Here is a 26,762-nt window from a genome sequence, read left to right on the forward strand (position 1 = left end):
GGATGCTCGAGGCCGCCTTCGATGTCTTCGCCGAGGTGGGTTTCGGTCGCTCGACCGTCGAACAGGTCTGTGAGCGTGCCGGATTCACCCGCGGCGCGTTCTACTCGAATTTCACCTCGCTGGAAGAGCTGTTCCTCGCGATGTGGGAACAGCGCTCCGCGCAGCTGATCGCCGATCTGCGCGAGGTGCTGGAGACGTTGGAGGTCGGCGGCATCGACGATCTCGACGAGATCGTCGAACGTTTCGAGCGCGCGGTCCCGATGGACGCCCGCTGGTACGGGATCACCGCCGAATTCACCGCTCACGCCCTGCGCAATCCCGAACTGCGCTCGGTGATGGTCGCCCGCGAACAGGCGATCAGCGACACCCTGCTCCCCATCTTGACGCCCCTGCTGCACCGCGCAGGCCGCACGATTCCCGACGCCGCCGCGTACGGCCAGGCCCTCGTCGCCGTTCACGACGGCACCACCGTCCAGGTCCTGATGGAACCCGATGTCCCCGGCGTGCGCGCTCGCCGCGTGGCACTGTTCCGCGAGATCACCCTCGCCTACACGACTCCCGTAGACGCCGCGTAACCCCTCACCCCGACCGGTCCTCGGGATCGTCGTCGGCGGGGATCAGGCGATCGTGCAGGGCTTCCTGTTCGTGCACCTGGTGGTCCTCGAGGTCGAGGAATTCGGTGCGCGCGCCGGTGGTGGCGCGGACGAGTTCGTCGAGCTTGATCAGGATCGCGTGGTTGGCGCGATTGGTGGTGTGCTGCAGCAGAAACAGCATCACCACGCTGGTGAGCCCTGCGCTCGTGTAGACGGTGGTCTGCCACCAGACCGGGAACCCGGTCGAGACACCGGTCGCGAGCGCGCCGAGCGCGAGGACGAGCACGCCGATCCAGGTCCACCGCGCCCCCGCCCAGTGCGTGGCGGCATCCGGTATCGCCGAGGCGAGACGGCGAGCGTGCGCGGCGATCACAGCACGCGCTTACCCGTTCGCGCCGTGGTGAATCGGCGGCTCGTCCGTTTCGACGAGGCGTTGCAGCAGAAGCTCAACGCCATCGCCGAAGGTCTGCACAGCATCATGGGCGAACTCGCCGCCGACTACCAGGGCCTCACCGACGAGCGCGAAGAACTGGCCGACGCCACGGGCCTGGAAGACCGCGAGAGCAGCGACTGATCAGCAGCAGACCTCGGTGGCGGCGTCCGGGCAGCAGGCCGGGTCGACGGCCGGCACCAGGCCGAGCAGGTCGTCGAGCGCGTGGCCGATACGCGGGATCCCGGGCCCGCGCGCAGGCGGAGCAGGATTTGGGTGCGGGTCGTGTCCGACAACTCAGAAAATCATGGATTGTGGGGGACAAGTTCGGTGATCAGATCCTCGATCCGCTTCCTGATCTCGTCGCGGATCGGCCGCACCGATTCCACACCCTTGCCCGCGGGGTCCTCGAGCTGCCAGTCGCGGTAGTCCACTCCGGGGAAGTACGGGCATGCGTCACCGCACCCCATGGTGACCACGACCGTCGAGGTCTCGACCGCGTCGGGAGTGAGGATCTTCGGCGACTGCGCGGTGATATCGATGCCGAGTTCGGCCATCGCTTCGACCGCAGCGGGATTCAGCCCGGCACCGGGCGCGCTCCCCGCCGAGCGCACCTCGATCGCGTCGCCGGCCAGATGGCTCAGGAACCCCTGCGCCATCTGCGAGCGCCCGGCGTTGTGGACACAGACGAAGAGCACGCTGGGCTTGGTCGTCATGGGAGGCAGGGCCTTTCGGTGAAGCGGTGGCGTAGGGCGAGGGAGACGTAGACGAGGCCGACCAGGACGGGGACCTCGATGAGTGGCCCGACGACACCGGCCAGCGCCTCACCGGAGCCGGCGCCGTAGGTGGCGATCGCCACGGCGATCGCGAGCTCGAAGTTGTTGCCCGCCGCGGTGAAGGCCAGTGTGGTGGTGCGGGCGTACCCGAGGCCGAGCAGCGCGCCGAGCAGGTAGCCGCCGCCCCACATCAGGGCGAAGTACACCAGCAGCGGCAGCGCGATCCGGGCCACGTCCCATGGTCGCGCGGTGATCTGCTCACCCTGCAGGGCGAACAGGATCACGATCGTGAACAGCAATCCGTACAGGGCCCACGGACCGATCCTGGGCAGGAAACGGGACTCGTACCACTCGCGGCCCTTGGCCCGCTCGCCGAAGCGACGCGTGAGATACCCGGCGACGAGCGGAATGCCGAGGAAGATCAGCACCGACGCGGCGATCTGCCACGGCGAGGTGTCGATCCGGGCCTGTTCGAGCCCGAGCCATCCCGGCAGCACCGAGAGATAGAACCAGCCGAGCACGGCGAACATGAGGACCTGGAAGACCGAGTTCAGCGCCACCAGCACGGCGGCGGCCTCGCGGTCACCGCAGGCCAGGTCGTTCCAGATGATGACCATCGCGATGCAGCGCGCCAGCCCGACGATGATCAGGCCGGTCCGGTACTCCGGCAGGTCGGGCAGGAAGATCCAGGCCAGCGCGAACATCAGCGCGGGGCCGATGATCCAGTTCAGCGCGAGCGAGGCGGCCATCAGCTTGCGATCGCCGGTGACGGTGTCGAGGCGGTCGTAGCGCACCTTCGCGAGCACCGGGTACATCATGATCAGCAGGCCGATCGCGATCGGCAGCGAGACGCCGTCGATCTCCACCGCGCCGAGCGCGTCGCCGAGGCCGGGGATCATGCGCCCCACCAGGATTCCGGCGAGCATGGCCGCGCCGATCCACAGCGGCAGGAACCGGTCGAGCGTGGACAGCTTGCCGACGACGGGCGCGTGCTCGGTGGTGGTCGTGGAGTTCACGCGTGCACACTCTCGGTGCTCAGCACGCCGGAGATCTTGGCGAACGCGTCGGGCACGACGCGGTAGTAGACCCAGGACGCGCGCCGCTCGCTCGTGAGCAGCCCGGCCTCGCGCAGCACCTTGAGGTGATGAGAGATCGTCGGCTGGCTCACCTCGACGCCGTCGGAGATATCGCATACGCACGCCTCGCCCCCGGCGCGGCTCGCGACCAACGACAGCAGCCGCAGCCGCACCGGATCCGCCAGCGCCTTGAACACCGCGGCCAGTTCGACGGCCTCGTCGACGGTCAGGGGATCGCGGACGATCGGCTCGGCGGCGCAGGCCGCCACGGGTGTCAGGTTCAGCTCCGACTTAGACATGTCTCGATATTGACGGATATCGAATCAAAGGGCAAGCAAACACCTGGTGAACCTGAGTCAGTCCTCGTACAGCTGGACGAACCGGCGCACCAGCGCGCCGGGATGCACGACGTTCCCCGACCGGGCGACCTCTTTGAGCGTCTCGGCTTCCCCGGGGTCGAAGTAGCCGTGGTGCTTGTAGGCGTCGATCCGGGTGCTCATACCGTGGGCGTCCAGCTCCGGATGGAACTGCGTCGCATACACGTTGGCGCCCACCCGGAACGCCTGGATCGGGCAGCCGGACGAGAAGGCGAGCCGTTCGGCCTCCGGTGGGAGCTCGGTGGCCGCCTCCTTGTGCCCGACGAAGGCGTCGAACTCGGGCGGCAGCACGCACAGCAGCGGGTCGACCCGGCCCGACTCGGTCAGGGTGATGGTGGTGGGACCCACCGGTTCGGGATGGGTGCGGTCGATGACCGCGCCGATCAGCGAGCCGATGACCCCGATGCCGAAACAGGCGCCGAGGAACGGGAAGTCCTGGCGCACCACCACCGCGACCAGCTCGCGCAGCTCGGCTTCGACCCGTTGCTGCGCCGGCGACTTCGCCTCGGGTGGATCGGAGATGGTGAACGGACTGCCGCCCAGGATGATCCCGGCGTAGTCGTCGAGGTCGAGATCGTCTAGGGGGTCGCGTTCCAGGCGGTGCCGGTGCAGCCGGTGCGAATCCAGCCCGCCGTAGCGCAGGAACGCGCGGTACTCCTGGTCGGCGGCCTCGTCCTCGGCACGTGTCGCCAGCAGCAGGAACGGCCTGCCGCCGTGGTCGCGCGCGCTCGCGTCGGTCATGTCAGACACCGTAGCCGCGGGCGGAACCCTTGCGCGCCACGCGGCCTACGGTGTCGCCGATCAGGACCGGCGGGGTCAGGGCCGTCCGCTGACGGCGGCGGTGACGGCGTCGAGGAAGGGCTGGCCGCCCATGGCGTAGCCGCCGGCGATCGCGCCCAGTACCAGGCCGACGGGGCCGGTGATGATGCTGAGGAAGCCGAAGCCGAGAACGGTGCCGATGAGACCGCCGAGCACGCCGCCCGCGACGACGCCGACGATGTTGCGGTTGATCTCGTTCGTCAGCTGGGACATGGGACTGATGGTCTGCAATTCGCCGATGTCCGAGGCGATCTCGTCGATCTCGGTGGCGCTCGCCTGCGGGGCGAGCACGAGGTGGTGGCCGTTGTCGGAGATCGTCTGCGCGACCCGGACCTCGGTGCCCGAGATCGTGTAGGCGAGCGGGATGCGGGTGATGACCTCGCCGGAATCGGCGGTGAGGGTCACCGCGGTGTCGTCCTCGGTGGTGGTGAAGGTGCCGCCTGCGACAGTGGTGGTCAGGACGCGGGAGAACTCGGTCAGGGTCGCCTCGTAGCGCACGGACCGGTCGATCCCGGACGTGCTCGCCCGCGGGGCCGGCGTCTCCGGCTGCGCGGTGGCGGCGCCCGCGGTGATCGCGAGGACGGCGCCGACGAGCAGGGCGGCAACGGGGGAGTAACCGAGCTTCATCAGGGAATTCCTTTACGCATCAGGAAAAACTGCGCGGTCGAACGAGGGTTGGCGAGGGGCACGAACCATGTTGTCCGCCAGAGAGATCGGGCAGACCCTAGCATTCCTTTCGCGAAAAGGGGAACCGTGTGCAGCTGGGCGCCGGACCAGTTTTTCATTCTGTTTAACCGGACCGGATTCCGGTTAAAAAAGGTGCGCGTTCACAATTCGACATTGTCCGGTTCGTCCGTGTAAGAACTGTCACGCGAGTGGGATGTCGGTCGGGGACGTCCACCGGATGAGAAGTGTGGGACAACGCAGATGACGCGTCGACGAAACGTGGCCCTTGCCGGTGTGTCGATGGGGGCGGTCTTCGCCCTCGCTGGCACGTTCTACCTCGCGCTTTCCGTCGTCGTCGGGTTCGGAGCCGACGAGCGGTCCGCGCCCGACAACGCCTCTGTCGCAGAAACTTTGCCCACGGAGGTTTCGCCGACCCAGCCGCTGGGAACTATGAACGAGGTTTCCGGCGGAGTCGCCTCCACATTGGGCAAATCCGCTGATCGGATCCCCTGGGTCGAATTCGGCGTCGGCGATTGCGTGGAATTGGGCGCGACCCCCGACGGTATTCAGCAGGCTGCCTGTGGAAACGTCAATTCACGCTACAAAGTGGCGGAATTGGCGGCGGCGGGTGGGCACTGCCCGGGCGATGTCGACCATGTCCATCCCCGGACGTTGCCGGGCGGCGTCCAGCAAACCCTCTGCCTCGACATCGACTGGACCGTCGGCGACTGTATCGACCTGTCCGGCGGCGCGGGCAGACACGTCGACTGCGGCGCCGACCTGCCCGGCCGGGTCCGGGTGCTCGAGATCCGGCACGACACCACCGACGTCAACGTCTGCACGGCCGGCGATCGCGGTGTCGTCTACGCCCAGCGCCGCTACGTGGTCTGCGTCAGCACGCGCTGAACCGGTGCGGTATCGATCGGCCGAGAACCGTGGACGTGCCCTCGTCTCGGTGGGAAGCTCGAAGGAGCCGGATCCCGACCCGAGGGAGCGTGCGACATGGTGGACCGGACGAACGGAGCGCAGCGACCGGAGAGCATCCGGAACGTCGCGCTGATCGGTAGCAGTGGTGCGGGCAAGACGACACTGGTCGAGGCGCTGGCGCTGGCGACCGGCACGGTGAACCGGGCGGGCCGGGTCGAGGACGGGACGTCGCTGTCGGACTACGACGAGGTCGAACGGCGCCAGCACCGGTCCGTGCAGGTCTCGGTGGTCCCGGTGCTGTGGGGCGGGGTGAAGATCAATCTGATCGATACGCCGGGCTGCCCGGACTTCGTCGGCGAGCTGCGGGCCGGGTTGCGGGCCGCGGACGCGGCGCTGTTCCTGGTGTCGGCGGCCGACGGGGTGGAGGGCGTGGCGGGCGCGACCCGGGAACTGTGGGCCGAATGCGCGCGGGTGGGGATGCCGCGGGCGATCGTGCTGACCCACCTGGACACCGCGCGGGCGGAGTACGCCGACCTGATCCAGACCTGCCAGGCGCTGCTGACCGACGGCGCGAGCGACACCGTCCTGCCGCTGCACCTGCCGGTCTACGGGCCGAAGAGCCCCGACGGTCACCGCCCCGCGACCGGACTGCTCGAACTGCTCGAGCGACGGGTGGCCGACTATCGCGGCGGGCAGCGCGAACGCACCGACCCCGACGCGGATCAGCTCGCGGAGATCGACCCCGCCCGCGACCGGTTGATCGAGGCGATCATCGCCGGGAGCGAAGACGAGACGCTGATGGACCGCTACCTCGACGGCGAGAACGTCGAACTCGACACCCTGGTCGCGGATCTGGAGCGGGCCGTCGCGCGCGGCGGCTTCCACCCGGTGCTGTTCGCGGCGCCCGCGGCCGAGGACGCGGAGCAGGGCCTCGGCACGCTCGAACTGCTGGAACTGATCACCGCCGGATTCCCGACCCCGATCGAACACCCGATGTCGGCCGTCTCCGCCGGCGACGGCGCCGCCCCCACCGCGCTGCGCTGTGATCCGGCCGCCGACCTCGCCGCGGAGGTCATCCGCACCTCGTCCGACCCGTACGTGGGCCGGATCTCGCTGGTGCGGGTGTTCTCCGGCACCCTGCACAGCGACGACACCGTCCACGTCTGCGGCGCCGGGCACGATGCCGACGATCGGGTCGGCGGGGTCAGCGCGCCGCTGGGCAAGCAGCAGCGGACCCTGACCGAGGCCGTCGCCGGGGACATCGCGTTCGTCAGCAAGCTCGGCCACGCGGAAACCGGCGACACCCTCTCCGGCATCGGCCAACCCCTGCTGATCGAGCCGTGGAAGCTGCCGGAACCGCTCCTGCCCGTGGCCATCCGGGCACAGGGGAAGGCCGACGAGGACAAGCTCTCGCAGAGCCTGACCCGGCTCGTCGCCGAGGATCCGACCCTGCGGCTGGAGAACAACGAACACACCCACCAGCTGGTGCTCTGGTGTCTGGGGGAGGCCCACCGCGAGGTCGCGCTGGAGCGATTACGCGGCCGGTTCGGGGTGCGGGTGGACGTGGAACCGTATCGGGTGGCGCTGCGGGAGACGCTCGCCGCGCCCGCCGAGGGACACGGCAGGCTGGTGAAACAGTCCGGCGGACACGGGCAGTACGCGGTGTGCCACCTCGAGGCCGAACCGCTGCCGCAGGGTGAGGGCTTCGAATTCGTCGACCGCGTGGTCGGCGGCGTGGTGCCGCGTCAGTTCATCGGCTCGGTGGAGAAGGGCGCGCGAACACAGGCCGCGCGCGGTGTCACTCCGGGCTGTCCGCTGGTGGACGTGCGGGTGACCCTGGTGGACGGCAAGGCGCACTCGGTCGATTCCTCCGACGCCGCGTTCCAGACCGCGGGCGCCCTCGCCCTGCGCGACGCGGCCGACGCCGCGGGCACCCTGCTGCTCGAGCCGGTTGCCGCCGTGCGGGTCACGGTCCCCGACGACCAGCTGGGCGCCGTCCTCGGCGACCTGTCCACCCGGCGCGGCCGCATCCTCGGCACCGAACCGGCCGAGCGGGGCCGCACCCACATCCGCGCCGAGGTCCCCGAACTCGAATTGAGCAGGTACGTCATCGACCTGCGCTCACTGACCCACGGCTCGGGTTCCTTCGCCCGCGCCTACCTCCGCCACGAACCCATGCCGCCCGCCGTCGCCGCCCGGGCCCGCAAGGACGGCGCCGAAGTACCTGCCTGAATTCGCGAGACGCGCGCCTCGGAGCGCCCGCCGTCGTGCCTGGCGGCCCGGCTGGTGGTGTCGCCGGGGAGCGGTGCTGGCTACGATCCGTTCGTGAATGCGCAGGTACTTCCCGGCCGGATGCTCGAGGCCCCGACAGCGGACGCGAGCGGCATGGATCGGCGGGCGTTCGGTGAATTCGTCGGCCCGCAAGGCGAACTGGCGTCCTACGCGCTGGGCTGGATCACCGGCTCCGATCCGCACGCCGGCCGGATCACCATCGGCATCGGCGCGGGGAATCCCGGCGGCGCCACCTTCCATGCCGTGGTCTTCCCTCATCAGGGCTCGCACGCGTACGCACTCGTGGACGATCCTTTCGAGCAGGTACCGGAAGGCGGCCCGGACCTGACCGCCGACGAAGCCAGAGCGCACGAGGATCTGCCGTTCGTGTGGTGGGTGGTCGATCAGGTGATGGACCGCGATCCGCGCGCCTGGTGGCTGCGGCACTGGGTCGTCGGCACCCGATGTGTGCAGACTGCACAGGTTTTCGAGCAGGACGAACCGATCCTGCGTGTCACGCACGGCGACGACGGTGTGTGGCAGCTGACCGGTTCCTCCGCCGCCGGCCCCGACGGCAAGTTCGGCCATCTCTGGCACGCTGTCGACGAGGATCCGACCCTTCGGCACGTGCTGGATCTCCCTACCGGCACGCGCGCCACCCGCGGAAATCCGGTGGGGGAGTGGACAAGAACCGCCTAGGAAGCCGGCGCCCGACTCGCTCGACCCGATTGCCTCCTTCTCGGCGTGCTTCCTCACGCGGCCGTCGGCGCCATCATCATCGGCGGCATCGTCGGCCACTCGAACCCCGAACTGATTCCCCAAGTCCTGCCCTGAGTGCCGGGCGGGTCGAAGGCGATCGGCCACCTGCGTGGCGAAGCGACACTCGGTAGTCTCCTCGGCCGAGGAGGGATTCATGTTGCGTCCAGGAGAGGCAATCGCGGGCTATGTGATCGAGCGGTTGCTCGGCGCGGGGGGAATGGGTGAGGTCTATGTCGCCCGCCATCCGCGGTTGCCGCGTTCCGACGCGGTGAAAGTGTTGGCGGCGCAGTTCTCCGCGGATCCGGAGTATCGCGCGCGGTTCGAGCGGGAGGCCGATCTGGCCGCGGGACTGTCGCATCCGGCGATCGTGAAGGTGCACGATCGCGGCGAGGATCAGGGTCGGCTGTGGATCGCCATGGAACTGGTCGAGGGTGTGGACCTGGCGCAACGGCTGCGCACGCACGGACCACTGAGCGCGCCGGAGGTCGCCCGGGTCGCGCGCGCGGTCGCCGGTGCCCTCGACCGTGCCAACGCGCAGGGGCTGGTACACCGCGATGTGAAGCCCGCCAACATTCTGCTGAGCCGTGCCGACGACATCCTCCTGACCGACTTCGGCATCGCACGCCAACTCGCCGATGTCTCGAACCTGACGGGGACGGGCATGCTGATCGGCACGATCAACTATGCCTCGCCCGAACAACTGAGTGGGCAACCGGTCGACGGCCGTAGCGATCAATACTCGTTGGCCTGCAGTGTCTTTCACCTGTTGACCGGATCTGCGCCCTTCGCCGACGACAATCCGGGTCAGGTGATCCTGCGCCATTCCACCGCCGCGCCGCCGAGCGTGCGCGCCACCCGCCCGGAGGCGAGTCCCGAGGTGGACCGGGTGATCGCCCGTGCGCTGGCGAAAGTGCCCGCGGACCGGTATCCGTCCTCGTCCCAGTTCGCCGAGGAACTGGACGCGGCATTGCGCCTGCGCACCTCCAGGGATCAGTCGACGTGGGTGGCGCGAGCGCCGAGCGCGCCGCCTGCCGCACCGGATCCGTCGCGGGCGGTCCAGGGCAGGCGGATGCCCTCGCGCGCCATGGGGTGGGGTATCGGCGCGGCGGTGCTGTTCCTGGTCGCGGTCGTGACGATTGTCGGCATGCGTCTCCGGGGTGCGGACGAGGTCGGCCCGACCGACGCCGCCCTGGCGCTGCCGAGAGTGTCGGTGACAGCGCAGAGCCCGGATCTGAGTGTGAAACCGTCCGGCGAGCGCTGGCGTCAGCCGTCGGCCTCGGGGCAGCCGGTCGGCGGTACGGACGAGGTGGTGTTGTATGCAGGCTCGGGGACGGTGAGTGTCCTCGACGCGGAGAACGGGACGGTCCGGCACCGCGTCGAGGTGGGGCCCCTCACCCCGGGCGAGTGCTTGTTCACGGCATCGGGCCGGTACGCGGCGTGCCGAACGGAGTATCCGGGCAATGCCGCGGAAAACGGCCGTGCGGACCCGGACTCGTACGCGACGGTCGTCATCGACACCCGAGCCGGGGTGATCTCCGGAAGGTTGCCCGCGGCCGCCGAAATCGTCACGGTGGGTGAGGTATTCGCGACCTTCCTGCCGGAACGGGACGACGCGGCGACGGGTTCGGTCATCGTGACCGACGTCGCGGGCACGGTGATCTGGCGAGAGGACGGGGTGGCTGCTGGTCTGGTCCGTGGTTCCGAGGTGCTGTCGCTGCAGAGGAATCCCGTCTCGGGCGACCCGTTCTCGAAGGCGCACTTCGAACTGCGCGCGATCGTCACCGGCAAGGTGGTGTATCAGCTGACTCCGGATGCTGTTGATCCGCATACGGTGTGGGCTCCGGCATGGTCGGCGTTCCCCGGCGGATTCGCCGTCCACGGGGATTTCTACACCGTCGACGGCACGAAAAGGGCAGGCGCCGAACCCGGTTGGCGGATCGTCGCCAGCCGGCCCTACGCCGCCGCTGGCGATGACCCGGCGCGGGACGGCAACGGCGAACGCTACGCCGAACCCGACACCGCCGCGGCGCTGCCGGTGATGATGCGTGCGGACATGCTCGCTGCCTTCGATCCCGCCACCGGCGCGATGCTGTGGTCCAGACAGGTTCCGAAGGAGGCGAGTTACGGCCATGGGGTGGCTGCCACCGGGATCGGCACCAAGATCGTTCTTCGCTGGACCGTCGTGCGAGAAACCGGCTCCGAGGATCCCTCGTCGAGATACCGGGTCGCCTACGCCGCGTTCGACGCCTACACCGCGGAAGGCGTGGTACTGCCCGAGAATCAGGTCCCCTGGGCCACCGATGGATCGAGGCTGGTCCACGTCGCGCGCGGTGGCCAGGGCGCGATCACGGTCCTCCCGACAGGAACGACGACCGCGCAGCCGGTGTGGTCGCTCGATTTCGGCAACAGCCCGGTCGCGGCCTACGCCGGGCGGATGTATGTGGGCAACCGACGGGTCGTGTGAGGCAAGGCCCGTTCTCGGCCTACCGTGGATTCATGGCAACCCCACCAGATCAGGGGCACTGGGTGCCGGACGCCTGCACGCTGCCCACCATCGAACAACCGATCCGGGTCCTCGAGTTCGACCGGTTCTTCGCCGAGTCGGTACACCGGGCGAACCGGACCGATCCGACGCGGCTGGAGCTGGTCCTCGACGTCGGCGCCGAAGCCGTCGCCCGGGATCTCGCCGCGCGGGAGTCGAGCTGCTGCTCCTTCTTCACTTTCGACTTCCCGGCCACCGACACCGGCCTGCTGATGGAGGTCGGCGTCCCCGCCGCCTACATCGAGGTACTCGACGCGTTCGCCGCCCGAGTCGACGCCGCGATCAGAGCCCGGCGATGACACCCGGACCGCCACGCGGCTCGGCGCTCGACGCCGACGCGCCGATTCCGGTCTACAGGTCCGCGCGGCACAGAAGCCGGCCGAGGTCGACGCGAAACTCGCTGAGCTGGCCGCAGTCCGCGACACACTGGACGCGGGACTGGCCGATCGACGCCGGACGGCCATCCCAGGCCCATCAAGGTCACGCTTGTTCCCGCCAGAATGACCATGTCCGATGTGTCCAGGCGCCAGCTCGAGCGCACCGAGTCGTTCATGCTCTACCGCACCGACGTCGCTACCCGCTCCGTTGTCGAGGCGGCGCGGAAGGGCGCCTTCGATCTGGTGACAACCGCGCCGCCGCAAGTCGTCATCAATGGTCGTGAGCTCCTCGACGAGGGCCCCGGTGTCGACCGGCCACGATACGGCCGCCGGGTGCCCTGGCAACGACTCGCCGTGCAGCGGCTGTTGTCGACGTGCGAAAGCCCGATGACTCAACAAGATCTCGTCCGTGCCACCGGTGCCACCCAGCAAGCAGTCTCCGTGACGACGAAAACGCTGAACCACACCACCCGGACCCGCCACGGCTGGACCGGAACCGGCGATCTGCTCGACGACTGGAACGCCGACTATCCAGGTCCCCGTGGTCTCGAACAGCACTGGTACGGGCTCGACGATCCCGCCGACCAATACGACACTGCCCGCCGCTTGCTCACACAGCTCGACGTGTGGTCGGTTCTCTCCGGCGACCTTGCCGCCGACCAGTACTCTCCGTGGATGCGACCCTCGACCGTGCGGCTGTACACCGGCGACGTCGTGGACTTCACCGAATTCGGTTTCTCACTCACCGATGCTGCCGATGCCACCATGACCGTGGTCGTACCCGACGACCGATCGCTGTTGCCCGCAGCGCGCTACTTTGCCGACCGCCAACCACCTTCCCGTACCCCACACCTGATCGCAGACCCGGCGATCATCTGGTGGGACCTGCTGCAGACGAGTACCGACCCCACGGCCGTCGAAGCCGCCCAACATGTCCGAGCCACCATCGACCGGCGTCGTGTGACGTAGATGGTCGACAAGTCACCGATCGTCGTCGCCATTGCCGCGACGACCAACGCCGATGATCTGAGCTACCTGGCACTGGCCGACCTGGCGGCCGCCGGAGCCGAACTCGACCATCCGGATCCGGAATGGCGCATCATCGGCGCGCACATGGTGCAACTGCTCATCCACGTCTACCCGACAAGTGCAGCGCGCCTGCGCGGCACCACCGACGCGGACACCGGGGTCAGCGCCGAAATCGCAGCCAGCCAGCACTTTCACGACCAACTGCTCGGACGCGCCTACACCGACCGAACCGGCAACAACTACCAACGTGACTACGACGGCAAGGCGAACGCGCTCGCCGTCGACATCCTTGTCCCCGTGGGTGTTCCCGGCACCACTGCCGTCCTGAACGGGCGAGGTTTCGACAACGGGCCATGCCCCGGCAGGACACGCAATACAGGGGCAACTGGAAATGCCTGGTCACTCCGATCGGTGTGTCCGACCTTCGGGTGTGTCAGAGCGGCCTGATGCGCTCGAGGTCTCGGTGGTTCACTGCCGCCCAGGCACTGGCGCTCATGCGACTTCAGCTCCTCGGACAGGTGACGCGACGACGGGATCGATGCCTGTGCCGACCCGCGCGTTGTGGGCAGCGAACGCGGTGTACGACCGGTAGACGACGAGCATCGCCAGCCCCCAGGTGAACAGCGCGAGGGTGTAGAAGAGGGTGTGGTTCGTGTCGTCGCCGGGGATCCGCCAGAAGTCGTAGATCGACGCCACGGCCACGTTCAAAGCGGTAGCGGCGGCCACCGCCGCGGCGTGGGCGCGCTCATCGATCTGCCAGAGCCGCCACGCGAAGTAGCACAGGAAGGCGGAGGTCGCGAGCGCGGTGATCAGGAAGAACACCTTTCCAGGCGTGCCGATCTCCTGGGCGTACTCCGAGAGAAAGAACCCGAGAATGGCGGCGAGGGCGAAGGCGCCCACTTCGACCACAGCCGTGGGCTTGTACCCGTGGGTGACGACGAGCAATCCGAGGACCAGGATCAGCGTGAACCCGATCGAGCGCGAGAACGCGTCAAGGAAGAAGGCGATGTGGAACATCGGGGAGTCGGGACCGGCCATCGTCAGCCCGTAGATCAGGAAATTGATTCCCGATATGCCCATGATGATCCATTCGAGGCCGATCAAATAGTTGTGATGTCCCCGAATGAACTTCACGCCGCAGATGAGTCCGATGGCGAGCATCCAGATGTCTGCCGCCGCGAAGAGTGCCTCGCGCATCGCCGCGCCTCCTTGAGTGTGACCGTGATCTCGTGCGGCTTCCACGGTGGCGGACGTGCAGGGACTCCAGCTACGCCGACGTGCAACCACATGTCGCGACGGGTGCAACACACTGCACCACGAATCCCCGGCATCGAATTGACGTACGAGCGGCGACTGCAGGTCGGCAGCTGCGAACTCCCGCGCTGAAACGTCGACCGGAACGTCTCGTCGTGGTGCTACCGCGGTTCACTCGCGTGTGATGATCTCCCAGATCCAGCCCGCGACATCAGGCGTCGGTGTGTGCGGCAGTTGATCGAGCCAGTAGGCGATGACGGCGAGCATTGCCCCGGCGAGTGCGGCGGCGTCGACCGCGGCGGGAACCGGGGCGGGAGTCGGGGCGGGAGTCGTTGTGTGCTCGTCGAGGAGGCCGATCCCTTCGACGAGGATGATGGCGAAGCTTTGGCCCAGTCGAGCGTGGACTGCGGCTGAGCCGTGCGCTCCGAGCACATTGCGATAGAGCTGGGCGTGGTCGTAGATGTGCTGGAGGTAGTCGACCAGGAACGGCGGTGGCTGGTCGGGTAGACCTTCGTCGAGGCCGCCGGCCCGCAGGGAGACGCCGGCGTCGAGCGCCTGTCGTTCGATCGCGTCGGCGAGCAGTGTCTCCTTGTCGGTGTAGTGGTCGTAGAAGGTGCTCCGGCTCACCCCTGCGCGTTGGGTGATATCGGAGATCGAGATGCCGTCCACCGGGCCCTCGGTACCGAGTTTCAGGATCGCGTCTTGCAGCAACCCGCGGCTGCGCAAGACGCGCGCGTCATCGGGTGCGGGTTTGCGCGGGGCTGTCTGCTCTCGGTTCACCTGTTCACCTTCCCATCCCTGATCCCTGTGCTGCGCGACACGTTGACCGACCCCCACCCCATCCTTCTATCCTACATATGTAGGAAATCCTACAGATGTAGGCAATCGGACGTATGTAGGTTAACTAATCTCGAGGGGCAGGCATGGCTCGTGTTCTCTATCGCCTTGGCGATGGGTGTTTCCGTAACCGTTGGTGGGTAGTCGCGGCCTGGTCGCTGGTCGCTGTCGTCGTTGCCACCGTCGGGCTGACGCTCGGCGCCAAGGTTTCCGACAAGTTCGAGATTCCGGGTACTGAATCCGATCGCGCCCAGCAAGTACTGATCGACAACTTCGGCAAGGGCGCGCCGACTACGCCCGGCGAGGCCGCGGCACGCCTTGTCGTGCGGGCACCCGCGGGGCAAGGACTGCCGTTGGAGCGGATCGACGCCGAGTTGTCGACGCTGAGCGGGGTGCGGGGTATCGAGTCGGTCACCCCGGCCTCGGCGATGGTCGCTGAGCGCGGTGATGTCACCTTCACCGACGTCAGCTTCTCCCGACCGGTGGATCCGGCAGCGAAGGCGGCAGTCGACAAGGTGCATACGACGTTTCAAGCGATGGGTTTACGGCCCTTGCTCACCGGCGGTCCGTACTATTCGGAGGCTTCGTTCATCGGTCCGGCCGAAGCGGTCGGGGTCGCCATCGCGATCGGCGTGTTGCTCGTGACATTCGGGTCGTTGCTGGCCGCGGGGCTGCCGATCCTGGTCGGACTGGTCGGTGTCGCTGTCGGTACCGGTGGGGTCGTGGCGTTCTCGACCTTGTTCGACGCTTCTTCGGCGACGCTGGCGTTGTCGTTGATGCTGGGCCTTGCGGTCGGTATCGACTACACGCTGTTCATCGTCTCCCGCCACCGTCAGCAGCTCGCCGACGGCATGGCGGTGCGCGAGTCGGCAGCTCGGTCGATCGGTACCGCTGGCAGCGCAGTCGTCTTCGCCGGTGCGACGGTGCTCATCGCGCTGTGTGGATTGTCGATCGCCGGAATTCCGTTCCTGACCGGAATGGGCCTGGCAGCGGCGGCCTGCGTCAGCGTCGTGGTGGCGCTGGCGATCACCTTGCTGCCTGCGCTGCTCGGATTCGCCGGTGACCGGCTGATCCCCCGCGGGCGCGGCCTGCGCGCGATCGAGGGCGCGCAGCGGCCCAACCGTTGGGGCCGGATGGTCACCGCCCATCCGATCGCCACCCTCGTCGCCGGAATCGCCGCGCTGGTTGTGCTCGCGCTGCCGGTTGCCGACTTGCGGCTCGGGTTACCGAATGCGGGCCAAGACCCCACGGGAACGGTGTCACGCACGTCCTACGATGTGCTCGCCACGGCCTATACCCCTGGGCTGAACGGGCCGTTCGTTGCCGTCGTCGAGGGAGAGAAGGGTCGGATCCACGCCCAAACCGAGGCCGCCGTGCAGCGGATCACCGCGTTGCCCGGGGTCGCGATGGTCCTGCCGCCGGAGATCAACCGCACCGGCGACACGGCACAGTTCGTCGTCGTCCCCACGACCGCACCCGCTTCCGAACACACCGCTGACCTGGTGCGCGCTATCCGGGAAACAGCAGGGGCCCTACACACCGAGCAGGGAACGGCTCTGCACCTGACAGGTGAGACCGTGATCGGTATCGACGTGGCCCGCAAGCTTTCCGATGCATTGCTGCCCTTCTTGCTCGTGGTGGTCGGGTTGGCGCTGGCTCTTCTGATGCTGGCGTTCCGGTCGGTGTTGGTTCCGCTGACCGCGGCGTTGGGATTTCTGCTGTCGCTGGCGGTCGCGCTCGGCGCGACAACCGCGGTCTATCAATGGGGCTGGCTCGGCTCGATGCTGAACGTGCACCAGCCCGCCCCGCTCCTGGCCTTCCTGCCCGTCCTGCTCATCGGTGTGCTGTTCGGCCTGGCGATGGACTACCAGGTATTCCTCATGTCCCGAATGCGGGAGACCTACGTCAGCGGCAAGAACACGGCGCTGGAGGCAGTGCGTATCGGATACGCCGGCAGCGCCCGCGTCATCACCGCCGCGGCGGTGATCATGATCGCGGTCTTCGCCGGATTCCTGTTCAGCCACAACACGATGATCGGGCCGATCGGCTTCGCCATGGGCGTCGGCGTGCTGTTCGACGCACTCGTCGTCCGCATGACTCTCATCCCGGCAGTCATGGCCCTGCTCGGCCGCCACGCGTGGTGGCTACCCGCTCCCCTCGAACGCCTCATGCCCCACGTCGATATCGAAGGCGAAACCCTGCCCGAACCAGCTGCGCCGAATCCCAGCCGAAGTGAGGCCGCTCTGCGGCAGCCAGGCCGACACCGGGTCGCGATCGGACAACCGGAACCGGCGACCGAGGTGTGCAACGTGCACCAGTCTCAGGTGCCTCCGTGGGCACCACGCCGTGGTGGCCGCACGCCGCGGCAGGCAGAGTGGCTTTACGCCAGCGGCCGCGAACCGCGGGTACCCCGGCAACCCGCGTCGGAGACGGAACTCCCTGGTGAACCACAACATCCGACCTCAGGCCGCTGACACTCAACGAATCGGGAACCACCACATGCCTGCTCACGACACCACCAACTCTAAGCCGACTCTCATCCGCGCCGTCGTCCTGGACGACGACGGCAAGATCACGCTCAGGGACGTCGATCTGACGCCCCCGGGGCCCGGCGAAGTGCAGGTCCGGGTCGTCGCGGCCGGGGTCTGTCACTCCGACCTACACGTCACCTCTGGCGCATGGCAGGTGCCGCAGCCGGTTGTCCTGGGGCACGAAGGATCAGGGATCGTGACCGCGGTCGGTGATGGGGTCGATGACCTCGAGGTCGGCGACCACGTCGTGCTCTCGTGGGTGCCCGGCTGCGGGCACTGCCGCACCTGCCACGCCGGACGACCCGCGCAGTGCGCCTTTGTGGCCACTGTCGTCGCACCCGGCGGGGTGCTCTACGACGGCACGACCCGCTTGTCGGACGCCACCGGCCCCATCCACCACTATCTCGGAGTGTCGTCGTTCGCCGAGGAAGTAGTGGTCCCGGCGTCCGGCGCGATCAAGATTCGCGACGACGCCCCACTCGAGGACGTCGCGATCATCGGCTGCGCCATCGCGACCGGTGTCGGTGCGGTCCGCAACACCGCGGCGGTCCGGCCGGAGTCCACCGTCGCCGTGATCGGGTGCGGCGGAGTCGGTTTGGCGTGTATCCAGGGCGCGAGACTCGCGGGAGCAACCCGCATCGTCGCGGTCGACGTCGTGACCGACAAACTCGAACTGGCCGTCACACTAGGAGCTACCGAGACCGTCGATGCCGCCGCGGTGCCCGACGTGGTCGCCGCGCTCCGTTCGGCCGTGCCCGAGGGGTATGACTACGTGTTCGACGCGATCGGCAAGATCCGCACCACCGAGCAGGCCATCGCCGCACTCGGGCTCGGCGGCGCGGCGGTGATCGTCGGCCTTCCCGCGCAAGGCGAATCCGCGACCTTCGATCCACTCGCGCTCGCCGAAGCCGACCAGCGCATCCTCGGCTGCAACTACGGGTCGTCCATCCCGCACCGCGACATCCCGGAACTGGTGGACGAGATGATGGCAGGCCGCCTCGATCTGGCCTCGATGATCTCCGCCCGTCGGCCGTTGTCGGAAGCCGTCGACGCCCTCGCAGACCTGGCCGCCGGCCACGCTCTGCGCCAACTCCTGCTCCCCGGCCGGGACACCATCGAAAGCTGAGGGACTACAACAGCACCATCCGCTGGACGCGTCACGGCTCGCGTGAATTCTGGGATCGAGCGATCGCCACAGCGGGGGAGCTGAGGCCGTCGTGGCGGTTCTCGGAGAGTCGGGTGCAATCGAGCCACCGATGGTGAACAGTGCACCCATGGAGGAACTGTGGCCCATGCCGAGCGAGCGGGTGTGTGCGCTGATGCGCGGCGTTGCCGAACGAATCCTGCCCACCACCGAGGAACTCGTCGACGAAGTCTTCTCCGCCTCGCAGCTCAGAACCCGATACCCGTTCGTCGTCGAGGACCCGGTACTCGCCGCCGGGGACCGGCGCATGAACAAGGCGTATCTCATCCACTGGCTCACCGCGACCATCCAGAGTCCCGGTCGCCGCGTTCCACCCTGTGAAGATCCCGAGACCCTGAGCTTCGCCCGTGACCTCGTGCGGCGAGGGCTGGACACCAACGACCTGGGATCGTGGCGCGCCGGCCAGCGGATCTCGTGGCGACGGTGGACCGACGAGTGTTTCGCCGCGACCAGCGATCACGAACTGCTCCGTGAGACCTTGCAGGTGTCGGCGTATTCGATCAACACCTTCGTCGATGACTCGATGACCGCTCTGGCCGAATACATCGAAGCCGAACGCACCGACCTCGCCCGCAGCGCCAACGCCGAACGGCACGCCACTGCGCAGCTGCTGATCGAAGGCGCACCGATCAGCCGTGCGCGCGCCGAGGCGCGCCTTGGCTATGCCCTCACCGGAACCCATCTAGCAGCCATTGTCTGGGTGGATTCCACCGAACGCTCCGAGGTGCTGGAGGCAGCGGCCGAGCATGTGATGCGGGCCTGCGGCGCCGGACGGCGTTTGACGTTGGTGGCGAGCACAAATGCGCTCTGGTTGTGGATTCCGGCCGATCAGGTCCCACCGACGTCCACGTTGCAGCCGGAGCTGGCGGGATTGTCCGGTGTACGGGTGGCGTTGGGCCGGCCCGGACGTGATATCGAGGGTTTTCGCCGCACTCACCTGGATGCGGCCACCGCGCAGCGAGTCCTGGCGCGGCTTGGTTCGGCCCGCCGGGTCGTACGCTACGAAGACATCCAGCTCGTCGCGGCGCTGTCCGCCGACATGGCCCAAGCCGAACAGTTCGTCACCGACACCCTCGGCGAATTCGCGACCGCCGACACCGTGCTGCGCGAGACAGCGCTGACCTACGTGCAAGAACGCTTCAACGCCACCAGCACCGCCGAGCGCCTGTTCACCCACCGCAACACCATCGAGCGCCGACTGTCCCGCGTTGACCGGCTGTTGCCGAAACCACTGGTCGATGATGCCACCAGTGTGGTTGCCGCACTGATGTACCTGCAGCTGCGCGACGATCGCTGACCGGTTGGATCCAGCGTGGACCGACCTGCACATACCGACTGGTGCACCGTGCACCTGTCGAAGGCTCAGGTGGGGGCACGGCGTTGTAGTTGGTGACATAGCTCCGAGGGGAAGGTGGGTTAACGCCTAACCAACGGAAAACGGGGTGAATGTGATGAACACGTCGACGATCGTCAACGAAGAGTTCGACATCGTGATCATCGGTGCCGGAATCTCGGGAATCGGCGCCGCCCGCTACGTCACGAGAGCATTCCCGAACAAGCGCGTCGTCGTGCTGGAAAGTCGCGACAATATCGGTGGCACGTGGGATCTGTTCCGCTACCCCGGTATTCGATCCGATTCGGATCTGCACACCTTCGGCTACGAATTCAAGCCGTGGAAGGACAGGGCCGCGATCGCGGACGCCCCACTCATCCGCGACTACCTGCGCGAAACCGTGCAGGAGAACGACCTCGAAAAGCTGATCCGCTTCCGGCACCGAGTGACCTCGGCCGACTGGTCCACCGCCGACGCGGCCTGGACACTGCAGGTCCGGATCGACAACGGCGGCGACTCGGTCACCCACCAGCAGATCAAGGCGAACTGGGTCTTCGCCGCGACCGGCTACTACCGCTACGACGAAGGCTTCACCCCGCACTTCGAGGGCCGTGACGACTTCGGCGGCGACATTCTCCATCCCCAGCACTGGCCGGAGGGCTACGACTACGCGGGCAAGAAAGTGGTGGTGATCGGTAGCGGCGCCACCGCGATCACGCTCGTTCCGGCGATGGCCGCAGGCCCTGGCGCGGCCGAGCACGTGACCATGCTCCAGCGCACCCCGACGTACGTGATGTCGCTGCCCCGGGTGGACTCGCTGGCGCTGACACTGACCAAGCTGTTCGGGGAGAAGCGCGGATACGCGCTGACCCGGTTCAAGAACATCTGGCTCGATCGGGGGGTCGTGAAGGGCCTGCGCATGTTCCCCAAGGCGGGGCGTGCGCTGATCCGCCGCGTCAACAAGCGCCTGCTGCCGAAGGGTTTCGACGTCGACACCCATTTCAATCCGCCCTACGATCCCTGGGACCAGCGGCTGTGCATGGCACCTGATGGCGACTTCTTCGCGTCGATCCGCAACGGCGACGCCTCGGTCGTCACCGACAAGGTCGTGCGCTTCACCCGAACCGGCATTCTGCTCGAATCCGGTCGGGAGCTGCCCGCCGACGTCATCGTTACGGCGACCGGTCTGAACATGCAGCTGTTCGGGGGCATGGACCTGTCTGTCGACGGCACACCGGTCGACCTCGCCGAATCGGTCGCCTACCGCGGAATGCTGCTCTCCGGCATACCCAACTGGGCGATCGCGGTCGGGTACACGACCTCGTCGTGGACGCTGAAGATCGGCCTCATGTGCCGCTACTTCTGCGACCTGCTCGCGCACATGGACAGCTTCGGCTATGACACCGTGGTCGCGGTGGCCGAGCCCGGCATGCGAACCAGGCCGGTGCTCGACATCGATGCCGGGTACGTGCTGCGCTCGCAGCACACCGTGCCGCGACAGGGCACCGAACTGCCATGGCGGATGGGCCTGTCCTATCCCGAAGACGCCAAACTGCTGCGGGGCGCGCTGTTCGACGAGAGCCTGCACTTCAGCGCCACCACGGACCGGCCCTTCGCCGGCGGCACCGCCACACCCGGCCGGCTGGCCAGGGCAGCGAAGGAAGCGGGCCATGTCTGAGCCGACAGCGCCCGCCCAGGACCAATTCACCCGCCTGCCCAGCGGTATCCGGGTCTGCTATCGCGTCGACGGCAGGCCCGGCCGGCCCGCGATCCTGCTGATCGGTGGCCTAGGTGAAGACCTGACCATGTGGTCGGAGCACTTCGTGGCAGGGCTCGTCTCGCGCGGTTTCGTCGTCGTCCGGATGGACAACCGGGACAGCGGTCGGTCGACTTTCGTCTCCACCCGTGCCCCGGGGGTCCTGCGCCTGGCCTCGGCACGCCCGCGCTCGGATGCCTACACCCTCACCGACTGCGCCACCGACTGTGCGTACCTGATCGACCACCTCGGTGTCGGTCCCGTTCATCTGGTCGGGCGTTCGATGGGCGGCATGATCGCGCAGACGATCGCGGCGGAATTCCCCACGCGCGCTGCGTCATTGACCTCGATCTACTCGACAACGGGCAACCCCGAGGTCGGACGGGCATCGCTGCGGACGACCGTCATCCTTGCCACTCAGTCGCCGCGGACGAAACCCCAGGCGATCAAGGCACACCTGCGTCTGACCGCCAACCTGGCGGGTGTTGGGTATCCCATCGACGAGATCGCCGAGGCCGAGCACGCAGCCACCCAATGGGACAGAACAGCCGGCGACGGCCACGCGGGGATGCAACGTCAGCTCCAAGCCATCCTGGCATCCGGTGACCGCACCGCCGCGCTGAACACGATCCAGGTGCCCACGCTCGTCGTGAACGGCGATCGAGACCCCCTCGTAGACCCGTCCGGGGGCGAGGCTACCGCGGCTGCCATTCCCGGTTCCCGCCACCTCGTCATCGCGGGAATGGGCCATCACATTCCGGACTCGCTGGCCGACGTGATCGTCGAGCACATCGCCGCGCATGTCGACAAGCACCGCGCCACCCAGCAGCCGACACAGCGTGGTCGTGGCCGCACACCCACAAGACGACCGGGAGGAACCCGATGACCGAGACCACCGAAACTCTTGCCGCTGACGGGATCGAGTATTCCTCGTTCAGTGGCTGGATCGAACGCCCGACCGACATCGCCCCGGCCGTGGAGGGCGAGATCACCGCCGACGTCGTGGTGGTCGGCGGCGGGTACCTCGGCATGGGGACCGCATTGCGCCTCGCCGAGCGCGGCGTCGACGTCGCCCTGCTGGAATCGGAATTCTGCGGCTGGGGCGCGGCGTCCCGCAATGCCGGATACCTGACCAACACCCTCGCCGGTGACGCCCAGATGCATGCCGCGATGCATCCCCGGCGCCTACGCCGGGCCGTCGGATTCGCCGACCGATCGGTCACCTACTCCGACGGGCTGATCGACGGGCTCGGAATCGACTGCGACTACGAACGAACCGGCAACGTGATCGCCGCGGTCACCAGGGGACAGCTCGAGCGGTCCCGCTGGAACGCGCGGATCCTCACCAACGCGGGAGCCGATGCCGAGTTCGTCGACGGCCGCGAATTCGGGCTACCGGCCGCGTTTCTCGGCGGAATCTACGAACGCCGTGGCGGAATCATCAACCCCGGCAAGTACGCGCGCGGCCTGCGGAGCGCGCTGATGAGCTCCTCGGCCCGAGTCTTCGAACACAGCCCGGTCGGATCGATTCAGCCGACGAGCACCGGCGTGACGGTGACCACCGCGAGTGGAACCGTGCGTGCCAAGCGTGTGGTGATCGCGAACAACGCGCACTCCAGGGACCTGGCCATCACGCCACGGAACTTGGTCGCGCCGCTGTGGGTCAGCCTTGTCGAGACCGAACCGATCGACCCCGAACGACTGCGCGCGACCGGCTGGACGAGCCGGGTCGGTATCTCGACCCACCACCTGTGCCTGGAGAGCTTCCGGCTCACCTCGCGCAACACGATCATCTTCGGTATCCGCCAAGCCGAAACCGCTCGTGGCGCGCTCGGGGCCCGCACCCCGAACCCCACTGTGGTCGCTGATCTGGTACGCGGATTCCGCATCCGTTTCCCGACGCTGCACGATGTGGCGCCGCAGCGTGCCTGGGGCGGGTGGATCGGGATAACCACATCGTGGCTCCCGGTCGTCGGCGAAGCCGACCGGAACGTCTACTACGCCGTCGCTTGCAACGGCCACGGGTTGGCACAGGGGCCCTACCTGGGAAGCATGCTCGCCGACCGGCTCTGCGGTGACAAGGCCGCTGACGACCTCGAGGCCGTCTGGCGCCCCCGTCCCAGGTTCGCTCCCTCGCCCGCGGCCAGCTCGACGGCAGTCCGCGCGGCGTGGCGGCTCGATCGATTCGCCGACTACCTCGACCGCCGCAACCGCTGACGGTTATCCGCCGAGACAAAGGAGTCATCATGAGCGAGCAACTGAACGCCGACGTCGTCGTCATCGGTGCCGGAGTATCGGGTCTCACCGCAGCCCGCCGACTCGACCAAGCCGGACATTCCGTCGTCGTGCTGGAAGCGAGCGACCGGGTCGGCGGTCGCACCGTCAACCTCGATGTCGCCCCCGGCGTGATCACCGAGGGCGGCGGGCAGTGGGTCGGACCCGGCCAAGACCACGTGTTGGCGCTGCTGGACGAACTCGGCCTCGACACCTTCAAGACCTTCGTCGACGGCAAGTCGATCTACCTGCGCAAGGGAAAGAAGAAGCTGTACGAGGGCACGGTTCCGCCGCTCGCGCCGATGGTGCTGGCCGACTACGCCCAGCTTCAGCTGCGCTTGGAGCGAATGGCGAAAACCGTCCCGCTCGACGCGCCGTGGAAAGCGCCCGAGGCCCGCCACTGGGACAGCATCACTTTCGGCCGGTGGATCGATGCGAACTCCTTCACCAAGGAAGTCCGGCTGCTGTTCAAGCTGGGCTTCACCGTGACCGACGGGGAAGATCTGCACAGTACTTCGCTGCTGGTGCAGCTGGCCCGTATCGCCGGCTGTGGCGGGATCGATCACCTGGTCAATGTCACCGGTGGTGCTCAGGAATCCCGAGTGGTCGGCGGCACCCAGCTGATCTCGCTGCGCATGGCCGACGCGTTGTCCGAGAAGGTCGTTCTCGATTCGCCGGTCTCGCGGATCACCCAGGACGACACCGGAGTGCTGGTGTCCTCCGCCCGTGTCGACGTTCGAGCCGACCAGGTGATCGTCGCCATGGCGCCCTCCGACGCCAACCGCATCCGCTTCGCGCCGGACCTGCCCACCCGCCGAGCTATGCTCCAGCGCCGCTGGTGCAACGGCACCGAAAGCAAACTGTTCGCCGTCTACGATCGACCCTTCTGGCGCGACAAGGGGTTCAACGGGCAGGCGATCACCGATCTTCGGGTCGCCAACTACGTCGTCGACAACTCCCCGCCCGACGGCAGTGTCGGAATCCTGCTGACCTTCCTCGGCACCGCCGGATCCGGATACGGCCTGCACTGGAGCGATGAGATCCTCGACAACCCCGACGTGCGCCGCGCGATGTTCCTGGCGGACCTCGAGACTCTTTTCGGTCCCGAGGCCGCCCATCCACGGGCCTATCTGGAAAAGGACTGGACGCACGAACCGTGGATCAGCGGGTGCGTCAGTTCCCGTCCCCCCGGCGTGATCACCCAGTACACCGACGCCGACCGCCGACCGGTCGGGCGCATCCACTGGGCCGGTACAGAGACCGCCACCGTCAATCAGGGCTATATCGACGGCGCGGTGAGCGCGGGACAGCGAGCAGCCGAAGACGCCGGCCGCGCACTGTCGCAGAACACCCCGGCCTCGCCCGCCATCCCCGTCACCACCGCACAACACTGAGAGGGAATCATGTCGATCGCGCTGTTGCGCAACTACATCGATGGCCAGTTCGTCGCCTCGGTGTCCACCGAGGCCCTGGACCTTGTCAATCCGGTCGACGAGCGCGTGGTGGGCCGAGCACCGATCTCGACTCGCGAGGATGTCGAGGCGGCGGTCGCCGCCGCGTCACGAGCCTTTGTCACCTGGGGTAAGACCACCCCGGCCTTCCGGCAGACGGTGCTGTTGAAACTGGCCGACGCGATCGAGGCCCACACCGACGACATCGTTGAAACGCAGTGCCGCAACACCGGTCAGCCGCGGGCGGTCATTGCGACCGAGGAGGTGGCGGTGGCCGCCGACCAGCTGCGCTTCTTCGCCGGCGCGGCCAGATTGCTCGAGGGAAAGGCCGCCGGAGAGTACATGGAGGGATTCACCTCCTACGTGCGTCGGGAACCGATCGGGGTCGTCGGGCAGGTGACGCCGTGGAACTACCCGTTCATGATGGCGATCTGGAAGATCGGACCTGCCCTGGCCGCCGGTAACACTGTAGTCCTCAAGCCCAGCGACACCACGCCCGAGAGCACCCTGGTCTTGGCGCGACTGAGCAAAGGCATCCTGCCGGACGGGGTGTTCAACGTGGTGCTCGGTGACAGCAGCACCGGCGCGGCACTGGTATCGCAACCCGCTCTCGGCCTGGTTTCGATCACCGGATCGGTGCGGGCCGGGATCGCCGTCGCGGCCGCGGCGGCAGAGCAGGTCAAACGCGTACACCTCGAACTCGGCGGCAACGCACCAGCACTGGTATTCGCCGACGCCGACCTCGACAAAGCGGCCGCCGGCATCGCCGAGGCGGCCTTCTTCAACGCCGGACAGGACTGCACCGCCGCAGCTCGGGTCCTGGTCCACCACTCCGTCCACGATGAGCTCGTCGAGACGCTGGTGAAAAAGACGGAGACCCTGCGGCCGGGACTGCCCGAGGACTCGAATGCCTACTACGGACCGTTGAACAACTTCGACCACTTCACCACGGTCACCGACAAACTCGACGCGCTGCCGTCGCACGCCCGGATCGTCACCGGTGGCAAACGCGTAGGAGAACTGGGCTACTTCCTCGAACCCACCATCATCACCGGTATCCGTCAGCACGACGAGATCGTGCAGCAGGAGACCTTCGGGCCGGTGTTGACCGTGCAAGCCTTCACCGACGAGTCCCAGGCCATCGACTACGCCAACGACGTGCACTACGGCCTGGCATCGAGCGTGTGGACCCGCGACCACGGCACCGTCGAACGACTCACCCGGGCACTGGACTTCGGCGCGGTATGGGTGAACTGTCACATTCCGCTGGTCGCCGAAATGCCACACGGGGGATTCAAATACTCCGGATATGGCAAAGACCTCTCCGCTTACAGCGTCGAGGAATACACCCGGATCAAGCATGTGATGAGCACTCTCCACTGACACCCGACGACCTCCCCGCTCGTCGCAGCACCGTCCCGCGCGAACCAGTGCCCTGCCGAGGACGCGCAGCGCCGCGGCGCCCTCCGATCCATTCACC

Annotated in this window: 25 protein-coding genes and 1 pseudogene; 17 read left to right on the forward strand and 9 right to left on the reverse strand. The window is 67.6% G+C overall.

The features are described from left to right. The first annotated feature begins 2 nt into the window (after positions 1 to 2). Positions 3 to 575: a TetR/AcrR family transcriptional regulator gene (locus DFR69_RS32530; protein ID WP_110041525.1), complete on the forward strand. Its 573-nt coding sequence runs from the start codon at positions 3 to 5 to the stop codon at positions 573 to 575. 4 nt (positions 576 to 579) lie between these two features. On the opposite strand, the gene DFR69_RS32535 is transcribed toward DFR69_RS32530, so the two are convergent. Further along, the gene (locus DFR69_RS32535) at positions 580 to 966 is read right to left on the reverse strand and encodes a low affinity iron permease family protein (RefSeq protein WP_244198576.1); all 387 of its coding nucleotides are present in this window, start codon (positions 964 to 966) and stop codon (positions 580 to 582) included. Positions 967 to 990: 24 nt separating this feature from the next. On the opposite strand from DFR69_RS32535, the gene DFR69_RS34725 reads away from it, so the two are divergent. Next, positions 991 to 1,167 (forward strand): hypothetical protein, encoded by a 177-nt coding sequence (locus DFR69_RS34725; RefSeq protein ID WP_167456483.1) that lies wholly within the window; start codon positions 991 to 993, stop codon positions 1,165 to 1,167. Here DFR69_RS34725 and DFR69_RS35820 read toward each other — a convergent pair. The 6 genes and pseudogenes from DFR69_RS35820 to DFR69_RS32560 form a co-directional block, all read right to left on the reverse strand. Continuing rightward, positions 1,168 to 1,260 (reverse strand): annotated as a pseudogene (locus tag DFR69_RS35820) (transcriptional regulator); the annotation flags it as partial. A gap of 68 nt (positions 1,261 to 1,328) precedes the next feature. Further along, positions 1,329 to 1,739: an arsenate reductase ArsC gene (locus tag DFR69_RS32540; RefSeq protein ID WP_110041526.1), complete on the reverse strand. Its 411-nt coding sequence runs from the start codon at positions 1,737 to 1,739 to the stop codon at positions 1,329 to 1,331. Then, positions 1,736 to 2,815 (reverse strand): ACR3 family arsenite efflux transporter, encoded by a 1,080-nt coding sequence (arsB, locus tag DFR69_RS32545; protein ID WP_110041527.1) that lies wholly within the window; start codon positions 2,813 to 2,815, stop codon positions 1,736 to 1,738. Before arsB ends, DFR69_RS32540 begins: the two co-directional genes overlap by 4 nt. After that, complete coding sequence (locus tag DFR69_RS32550; protein WP_110041528.1) at positions 2,812 to 3,174, reverse strand: ArsR/SmtB family transcription factor; 363 nt, start codon at positions 3,172 to 3,174, stop codon at positions 2,812 to 2,814. The genes arsB and DFR69_RS32550 overlap by 4 nt, the downstream gene beginning before the upstream one ends. 57 nt (positions 3,175 to 3,231) lie before the next feature. Further along, the gene (locus tag DFR69_RS32555) at positions 3,232 to 3,993 is read right to left on the reverse strand and encodes a glutamine amidotransferase (RefSeq protein ID WP_110041529.1); all 762 of its coding nucleotides are present in this window, start codon (positions 3,991 to 3,993) and stop codon (positions 3,232 to 3,234) included. Between the two features lie 75 nt (positions 3,994 to 4,068). Continuing rightward, complete coding sequence (locus DFR69_RS32560; RefSeq protein ID WP_110041530.1) at positions 4,069 to 4,698, reverse strand: DUF8020 domain-containing protein; 630 nt, start codon at positions 4,696 to 4,698, stop codon at positions 4,069 to 4,071. Between the two features lie 339 nt (positions 4,699 to 5,037). Here DFR69_RS32560 and DFR69_RS32565 point away from each other — a divergent pair, with 339 nt between their 5' ends. The 7 genes from DFR69_RS32565 to DFR69_RS32595 all read left to right on the forward strand — a co-directional run bounded on the left by DFR69_RS32565 (position 5,038) and on the right by DFR69_RS32595 (position 13,089). Continuing rightward, positions 5,038 to 5,643 (forward strand): hypothetical protein, encoded by a 606-nt coding sequence (locus DFR69_RS32565; protein ID WP_146229484.1) that lies wholly within the window; start codon positions 5,038 to 5,040, stop codon positions 5,641 to 5,643. 96 nt (positions 5,644 to 5,739) lie between these two features. After that, positions 5,740 to 7,896: an elongation factor G-like protein EF-G2 gene (locus tag DFR69_RS32570; protein ID WP_110041532.1), complete on the forward strand. Its 2,157-nt coding sequence runs from the start codon at positions 5,740 to 5,742 to the stop codon at positions 7,894 to 7,896. 93 nt (positions 7,897 to 7,989) lie between these two features. Beyond that, positions 7,990 to 8,634 (forward strand): hypothetical protein, encoded by a 645-nt coding sequence (locus tag DFR69_RS32575; RefSeq protein ID WP_110041558.1) that lies wholly within the window; start codon positions 7,990 to 7,992, stop codon positions 8,632 to 8,634. 214 nt (positions 8,635 to 8,848) lie between these two features. Continuing rightward, positions 8,849 to 11,158 carry a serine/threonine-protein kinase gene (locus DFR69_RS32580; RefSeq protein ID WP_110041559.1) on the forward strand — a complete coding sequence of 770 codons (2,310 nt, stop codon included), beginning with the start codon at positions 8,849 to 8,851 and terminating at the stop codon, positions 11,156 to 11,158. Between the two features lie 32 nt (positions 11,159 to 11,190). Further along, positions 11,191 to 11,535 carry a hypothetical protein gene (locus DFR69_RS32585; protein ID WP_110041560.1) on the forward strand — a complete coding sequence of 115 codons (345 nt, stop codon included), beginning with the start codon at positions 11,191 to 11,193 and terminating at the stop codon, positions 11,533 to 11,535. A 216-nt stretch (positions 11,536 to 11,751) separates the two neighbouring features. Further along, entirely contained in the window at positions 11,752 to 12,582 is an 831-nt protein-coding gene (locus DFR69_RS32590) for a type IV toxin-antitoxin system AbiEi family antitoxin (RefSeq protein WP_186817357.1), read from the forward strand. Next, on the forward strand, positions 12,583 to 13,089 hold the full coding sequence (locus DFR69_RS32595) for a hypothetical protein (protein WP_110041534.1): 507 nt from the start codon (positions 12,583 to 12,585) through the stop codon (positions 13,087 to 13,089). Positions 13,090 to 13,134: 45 nt separating this feature from the next. Here the strand turns inward: DFR69_RS32595 and DFR69_RS32600 are convergent, their stop codons facing one another. After that, positions 13,135 to 13,839, reverse strand: coding sequence for a transporter (locus DFR69_RS32600; RefSeq protein ID WP_110041535.1), 705 nt, complete (start codon positions 13,837 to 13,839; stop codon positions 13,135 to 13,137). Positions 13,840 to 14,067: 228 nt separating this feature from the next. Beyond that, positions 14,068 to 14,676: a TetR/AcrR family transcriptional regulator gene (locus DFR69_RS32605; protein WP_167456486.1), complete on the reverse strand. Its 609-nt coding sequence runs from the start codon at positions 14,674 to 14,676 to the stop codon at positions 14,068 to 14,070. 143 nt (positions 14,677 to 14,819) lie between these two features. On the opposite strand from DFR69_RS32605, the gene DFR69_RS32610 reads away from it, so the two are divergent. The 8 genes from DFR69_RS32610 to DFR69_RS32645 all read left to right on the forward strand — a co-directional run bounded on the left by DFR69_RS32610 (position 14,820) and on the right by DFR69_RS32645 (position 26,665). Beyond that, on the forward strand, positions 14,820 to 17,207 hold the full coding sequence (locus DFR69_RS32610; protein ID WP_110041537.1) for an MMPL family transporter: 2,388 nt from the start codon (positions 14,820 to 14,822) through the stop codon (positions 17,205 to 17,207). A gap of 25 nt (positions 17,208 to 17,232) precedes the next feature. Further along, positions 17,233 to 18,390 carry a zinc-binding dehydrogenase gene (locus tag DFR69_RS32615; RefSeq protein WP_110041538.1) on the forward strand — a complete coding sequence of 386 codons (1,158 nt, stop codon included), beginning with the start codon at positions 17,233 to 17,235 and terminating at the stop codon, positions 18,388 to 18,390. A 148-nt stretch (positions 18,391 to 18,538) separates the two neighbouring features. After that, positions 18,539 to 19,765 carry a PucR family transcriptional regulator gene (locus tag DFR69_RS32620; RefSeq protein WP_244198577.1) on the forward strand — a complete coding sequence of 409 codons (1,227 nt, stop codon included), beginning with the start codon at positions 18,539 to 18,541 and terminating at the stop codon, positions 19,763 to 19,765. A gap of 154 nt (positions 19,766 to 19,919) precedes the next feature. Next, positions 19,920 to 21,479: a flavin-containing monooxygenase gene (locus DFR69_RS32625; RefSeq protein WP_110041539.1), complete on the forward strand. Its 1,560-nt coding sequence runs from the start codon at positions 19,920 to 19,922 to the stop codon at positions 21,477 to 21,479. Next, the gene (locus DFR69_RS32630; RefSeq protein ID WP_110041540.1) at positions 21,472 to 22,443 is read left to right on the forward strand and encodes an alpha/beta fold hydrolase; all 972 of its coding nucleotides are present in this window, start codon (positions 21,472 to 21,474) and stop codon (positions 22,441 to 22,443) included. Before DFR69_RS32625 ends, DFR69_RS32630 begins: the two co-directional genes overlap by 8 nt. Then, the gene (locus DFR69_RS32635; protein WP_110041541.1) at positions 22,440 to 23,774 is read left to right on the forward strand and encodes an NAD(P)/FAD-dependent oxidoreductase; all 1,335 of its coding nucleotides are present in this window, start codon (positions 22,440 to 22,442) and stop codon (positions 23,772 to 23,774) included. Before DFR69_RS32630 ends, DFR69_RS32635 begins: the two co-directional genes overlap by 4 nt. 29 nt (positions 23,775 to 23,803) lie before the next feature. After that, on the forward strand, positions 23,804 to 25,225 hold the full coding sequence (locus tag DFR69_RS32640; RefSeq protein WP_110041542.1) for a flavin monoamine oxidase family protein: 1,422 nt from the start codon (positions 23,804 to 23,806) through the stop codon (positions 25,223 to 25,225). A 9-nt stretch (positions 25,226 to 25,234) separates the two neighbouring features. After that, positions 25,235 to 26,665 (forward strand): aminobutyraldehyde dehydrogenase, encoded by a 1,431-nt coding sequence (locus DFR69_RS32645; protein ID WP_110041543.1) that lies wholly within the window; start codon positions 25,235 to 25,237, stop codon positions 26,663 to 26,665. The last annotated feature ends 97 nt before the right edge of the window (positions 26,666 to 26,762 follow it).

It is taken from the genome of Nocardia neocaledoniensis (assembly GCF_003182135.1).
In the GTDB taxonomy this organism is placed as follows: domain Bacteria; phylum Actinomycetota; class Actinomycetes; order Mycobacteriales; family Mycobacteriaceae; genus Nocardia; species Nocardia neocaledoniensis.

Excerpts from the sequence above, each read along its gene's own strand:
- DFR69_RS32530 (WP_110041525.1), top strand. The coding sequence starts at position 3 with ATGCTCGAGGCCGCCTTCGATGTCTTCGCCGAGGTGGGTTTCGGTCGC.
- DFR69_RS32610 (WP_110041537.1), top strand. The coding sequence starts at position 14,820 with ATGGCTCGTGTTCTCTATCGCCTTGGCGATGGGTGTTTCCGTAACCGT.
- DFR69_RS32600 (WP_110041535.1), bottom strand. The coding sequence starts at position 13,839 with ATGCGCGAGGCACTCTTCGCGGCGGCAGACATCTGGATGCTCGCCATC.
- DFR69_RS32550 (WP_110041528.1), bottom strand. The coding sequence starts at position 3,174 with ATGTCTAAGTCGGAGCTGAACCTGACACCCGTGGCGGCCTGCGCCGCC.
- DFR69_RS32595 (WP_110041534.1), top strand. The coding sequence starts at position 12,583 with ATGGTCGACAAGTCACCGATCGTCGTCGCCATTGCCGCGACGACCAAC.
- DFR69_RS32540 (WP_110041526.1), bottom strand. The coding sequence starts at position 1,739 with ATGACGACCAAGCCCAGCGTGCTCTTCGTCTGTGTCCACAACGCCGGG.
- DFR69_RS32640 (WP_110041542.1), top strand. The coding sequence starts at position 23,804 with ATGAGCGAGCAACTGAACGCCGACGTCGTCGTCATCGGTGCCGGAGTA.
- DFR69_RS32585 (WP_110041560.1), top strand. The coding sequence starts at position 11,191 with ATGGCAACCCCACCAGATCAGGGGCACTGGGTGCCGGACGCCTGCACG.
- DFR69_RS32620 (WP_244198577.1), top strand. The coding sequence starts at position 18,539 with ATGGAGGAACTGTGGCCCATGCCGAGCGAGCGGGTGTGTGCGCTGATG.
- DFR69_RS32630 (WP_110041540.1), top strand. The coding sequence starts at position 21,472 with ATGTCTGAGCCGACAGCGCCCGCCCAGGACCAATTCACCCGCCTGCCC.
- DFR69_RS32580 (WP_110041559.1), top strand. The coding sequence starts at position 8,849 with ATGTTGCGTCCAGGAGAGGCAATCGCGGGCTATGTGATCGAGCGGTTG.
- DFR69_RS32565 (WP_146229484.1), top strand. The coding sequence starts at position 5,038 with ATGGGGGCGGTCTTCGCCCTCGCTGGCACGTTCTACCTCGCGCTTTCC.
- DFR69_RS32555 (WP_110041529.1), bottom strand. The coding sequence starts at position 3,993 with ATGACCGACGCGAGCGCGCGCGACCACGGCGGCAGGCCGTTCCTGCTG.
- DFR69_RS32625 (WP_110041539.1), top strand. The coding sequence starts at position 19,920 with ATGAACACGTCGACGATCGTCAACGAAGAGTTCGACATCGTGATCATC.
- DFR69_RS32635 (WP_110041541.1), top strand. The coding sequence starts at position 22,440 with ATGACCGAGACCACCGAAACTCTTGCCGCTGACGGGATCGAGTATTCC.
- DFR69_RS32560 (WP_110041530.1), bottom strand. The coding sequence starts at position 4,698 with ATGAAGCTCGGTTACTCCCCCGTTGCCGCCCTGCTCGTCGGCGCCGTC.
- DFR69_RS32615 (WP_110041538.1), top strand. The coding sequence starts at position 17,233 with ATGCCTGCTCACGACACCACCAACTCTAAGCCGACTCTCATCCGCGCC.
- DFR69_RS32645 (WP_110041543.1), top strand. The coding sequence starts at position 25,235 with ATGTCGATCGCGCTGTTGCGCAACTACATCGATGGCCAGTTCGTCGCC.
- DFR69_RS32570 (WP_110041532.1), top strand. The coding sequence starts at position 5,740 with ATGGTGGACCGGACGAACGGAGCGCAGCGACCGGAGAGCATCCGGAAC.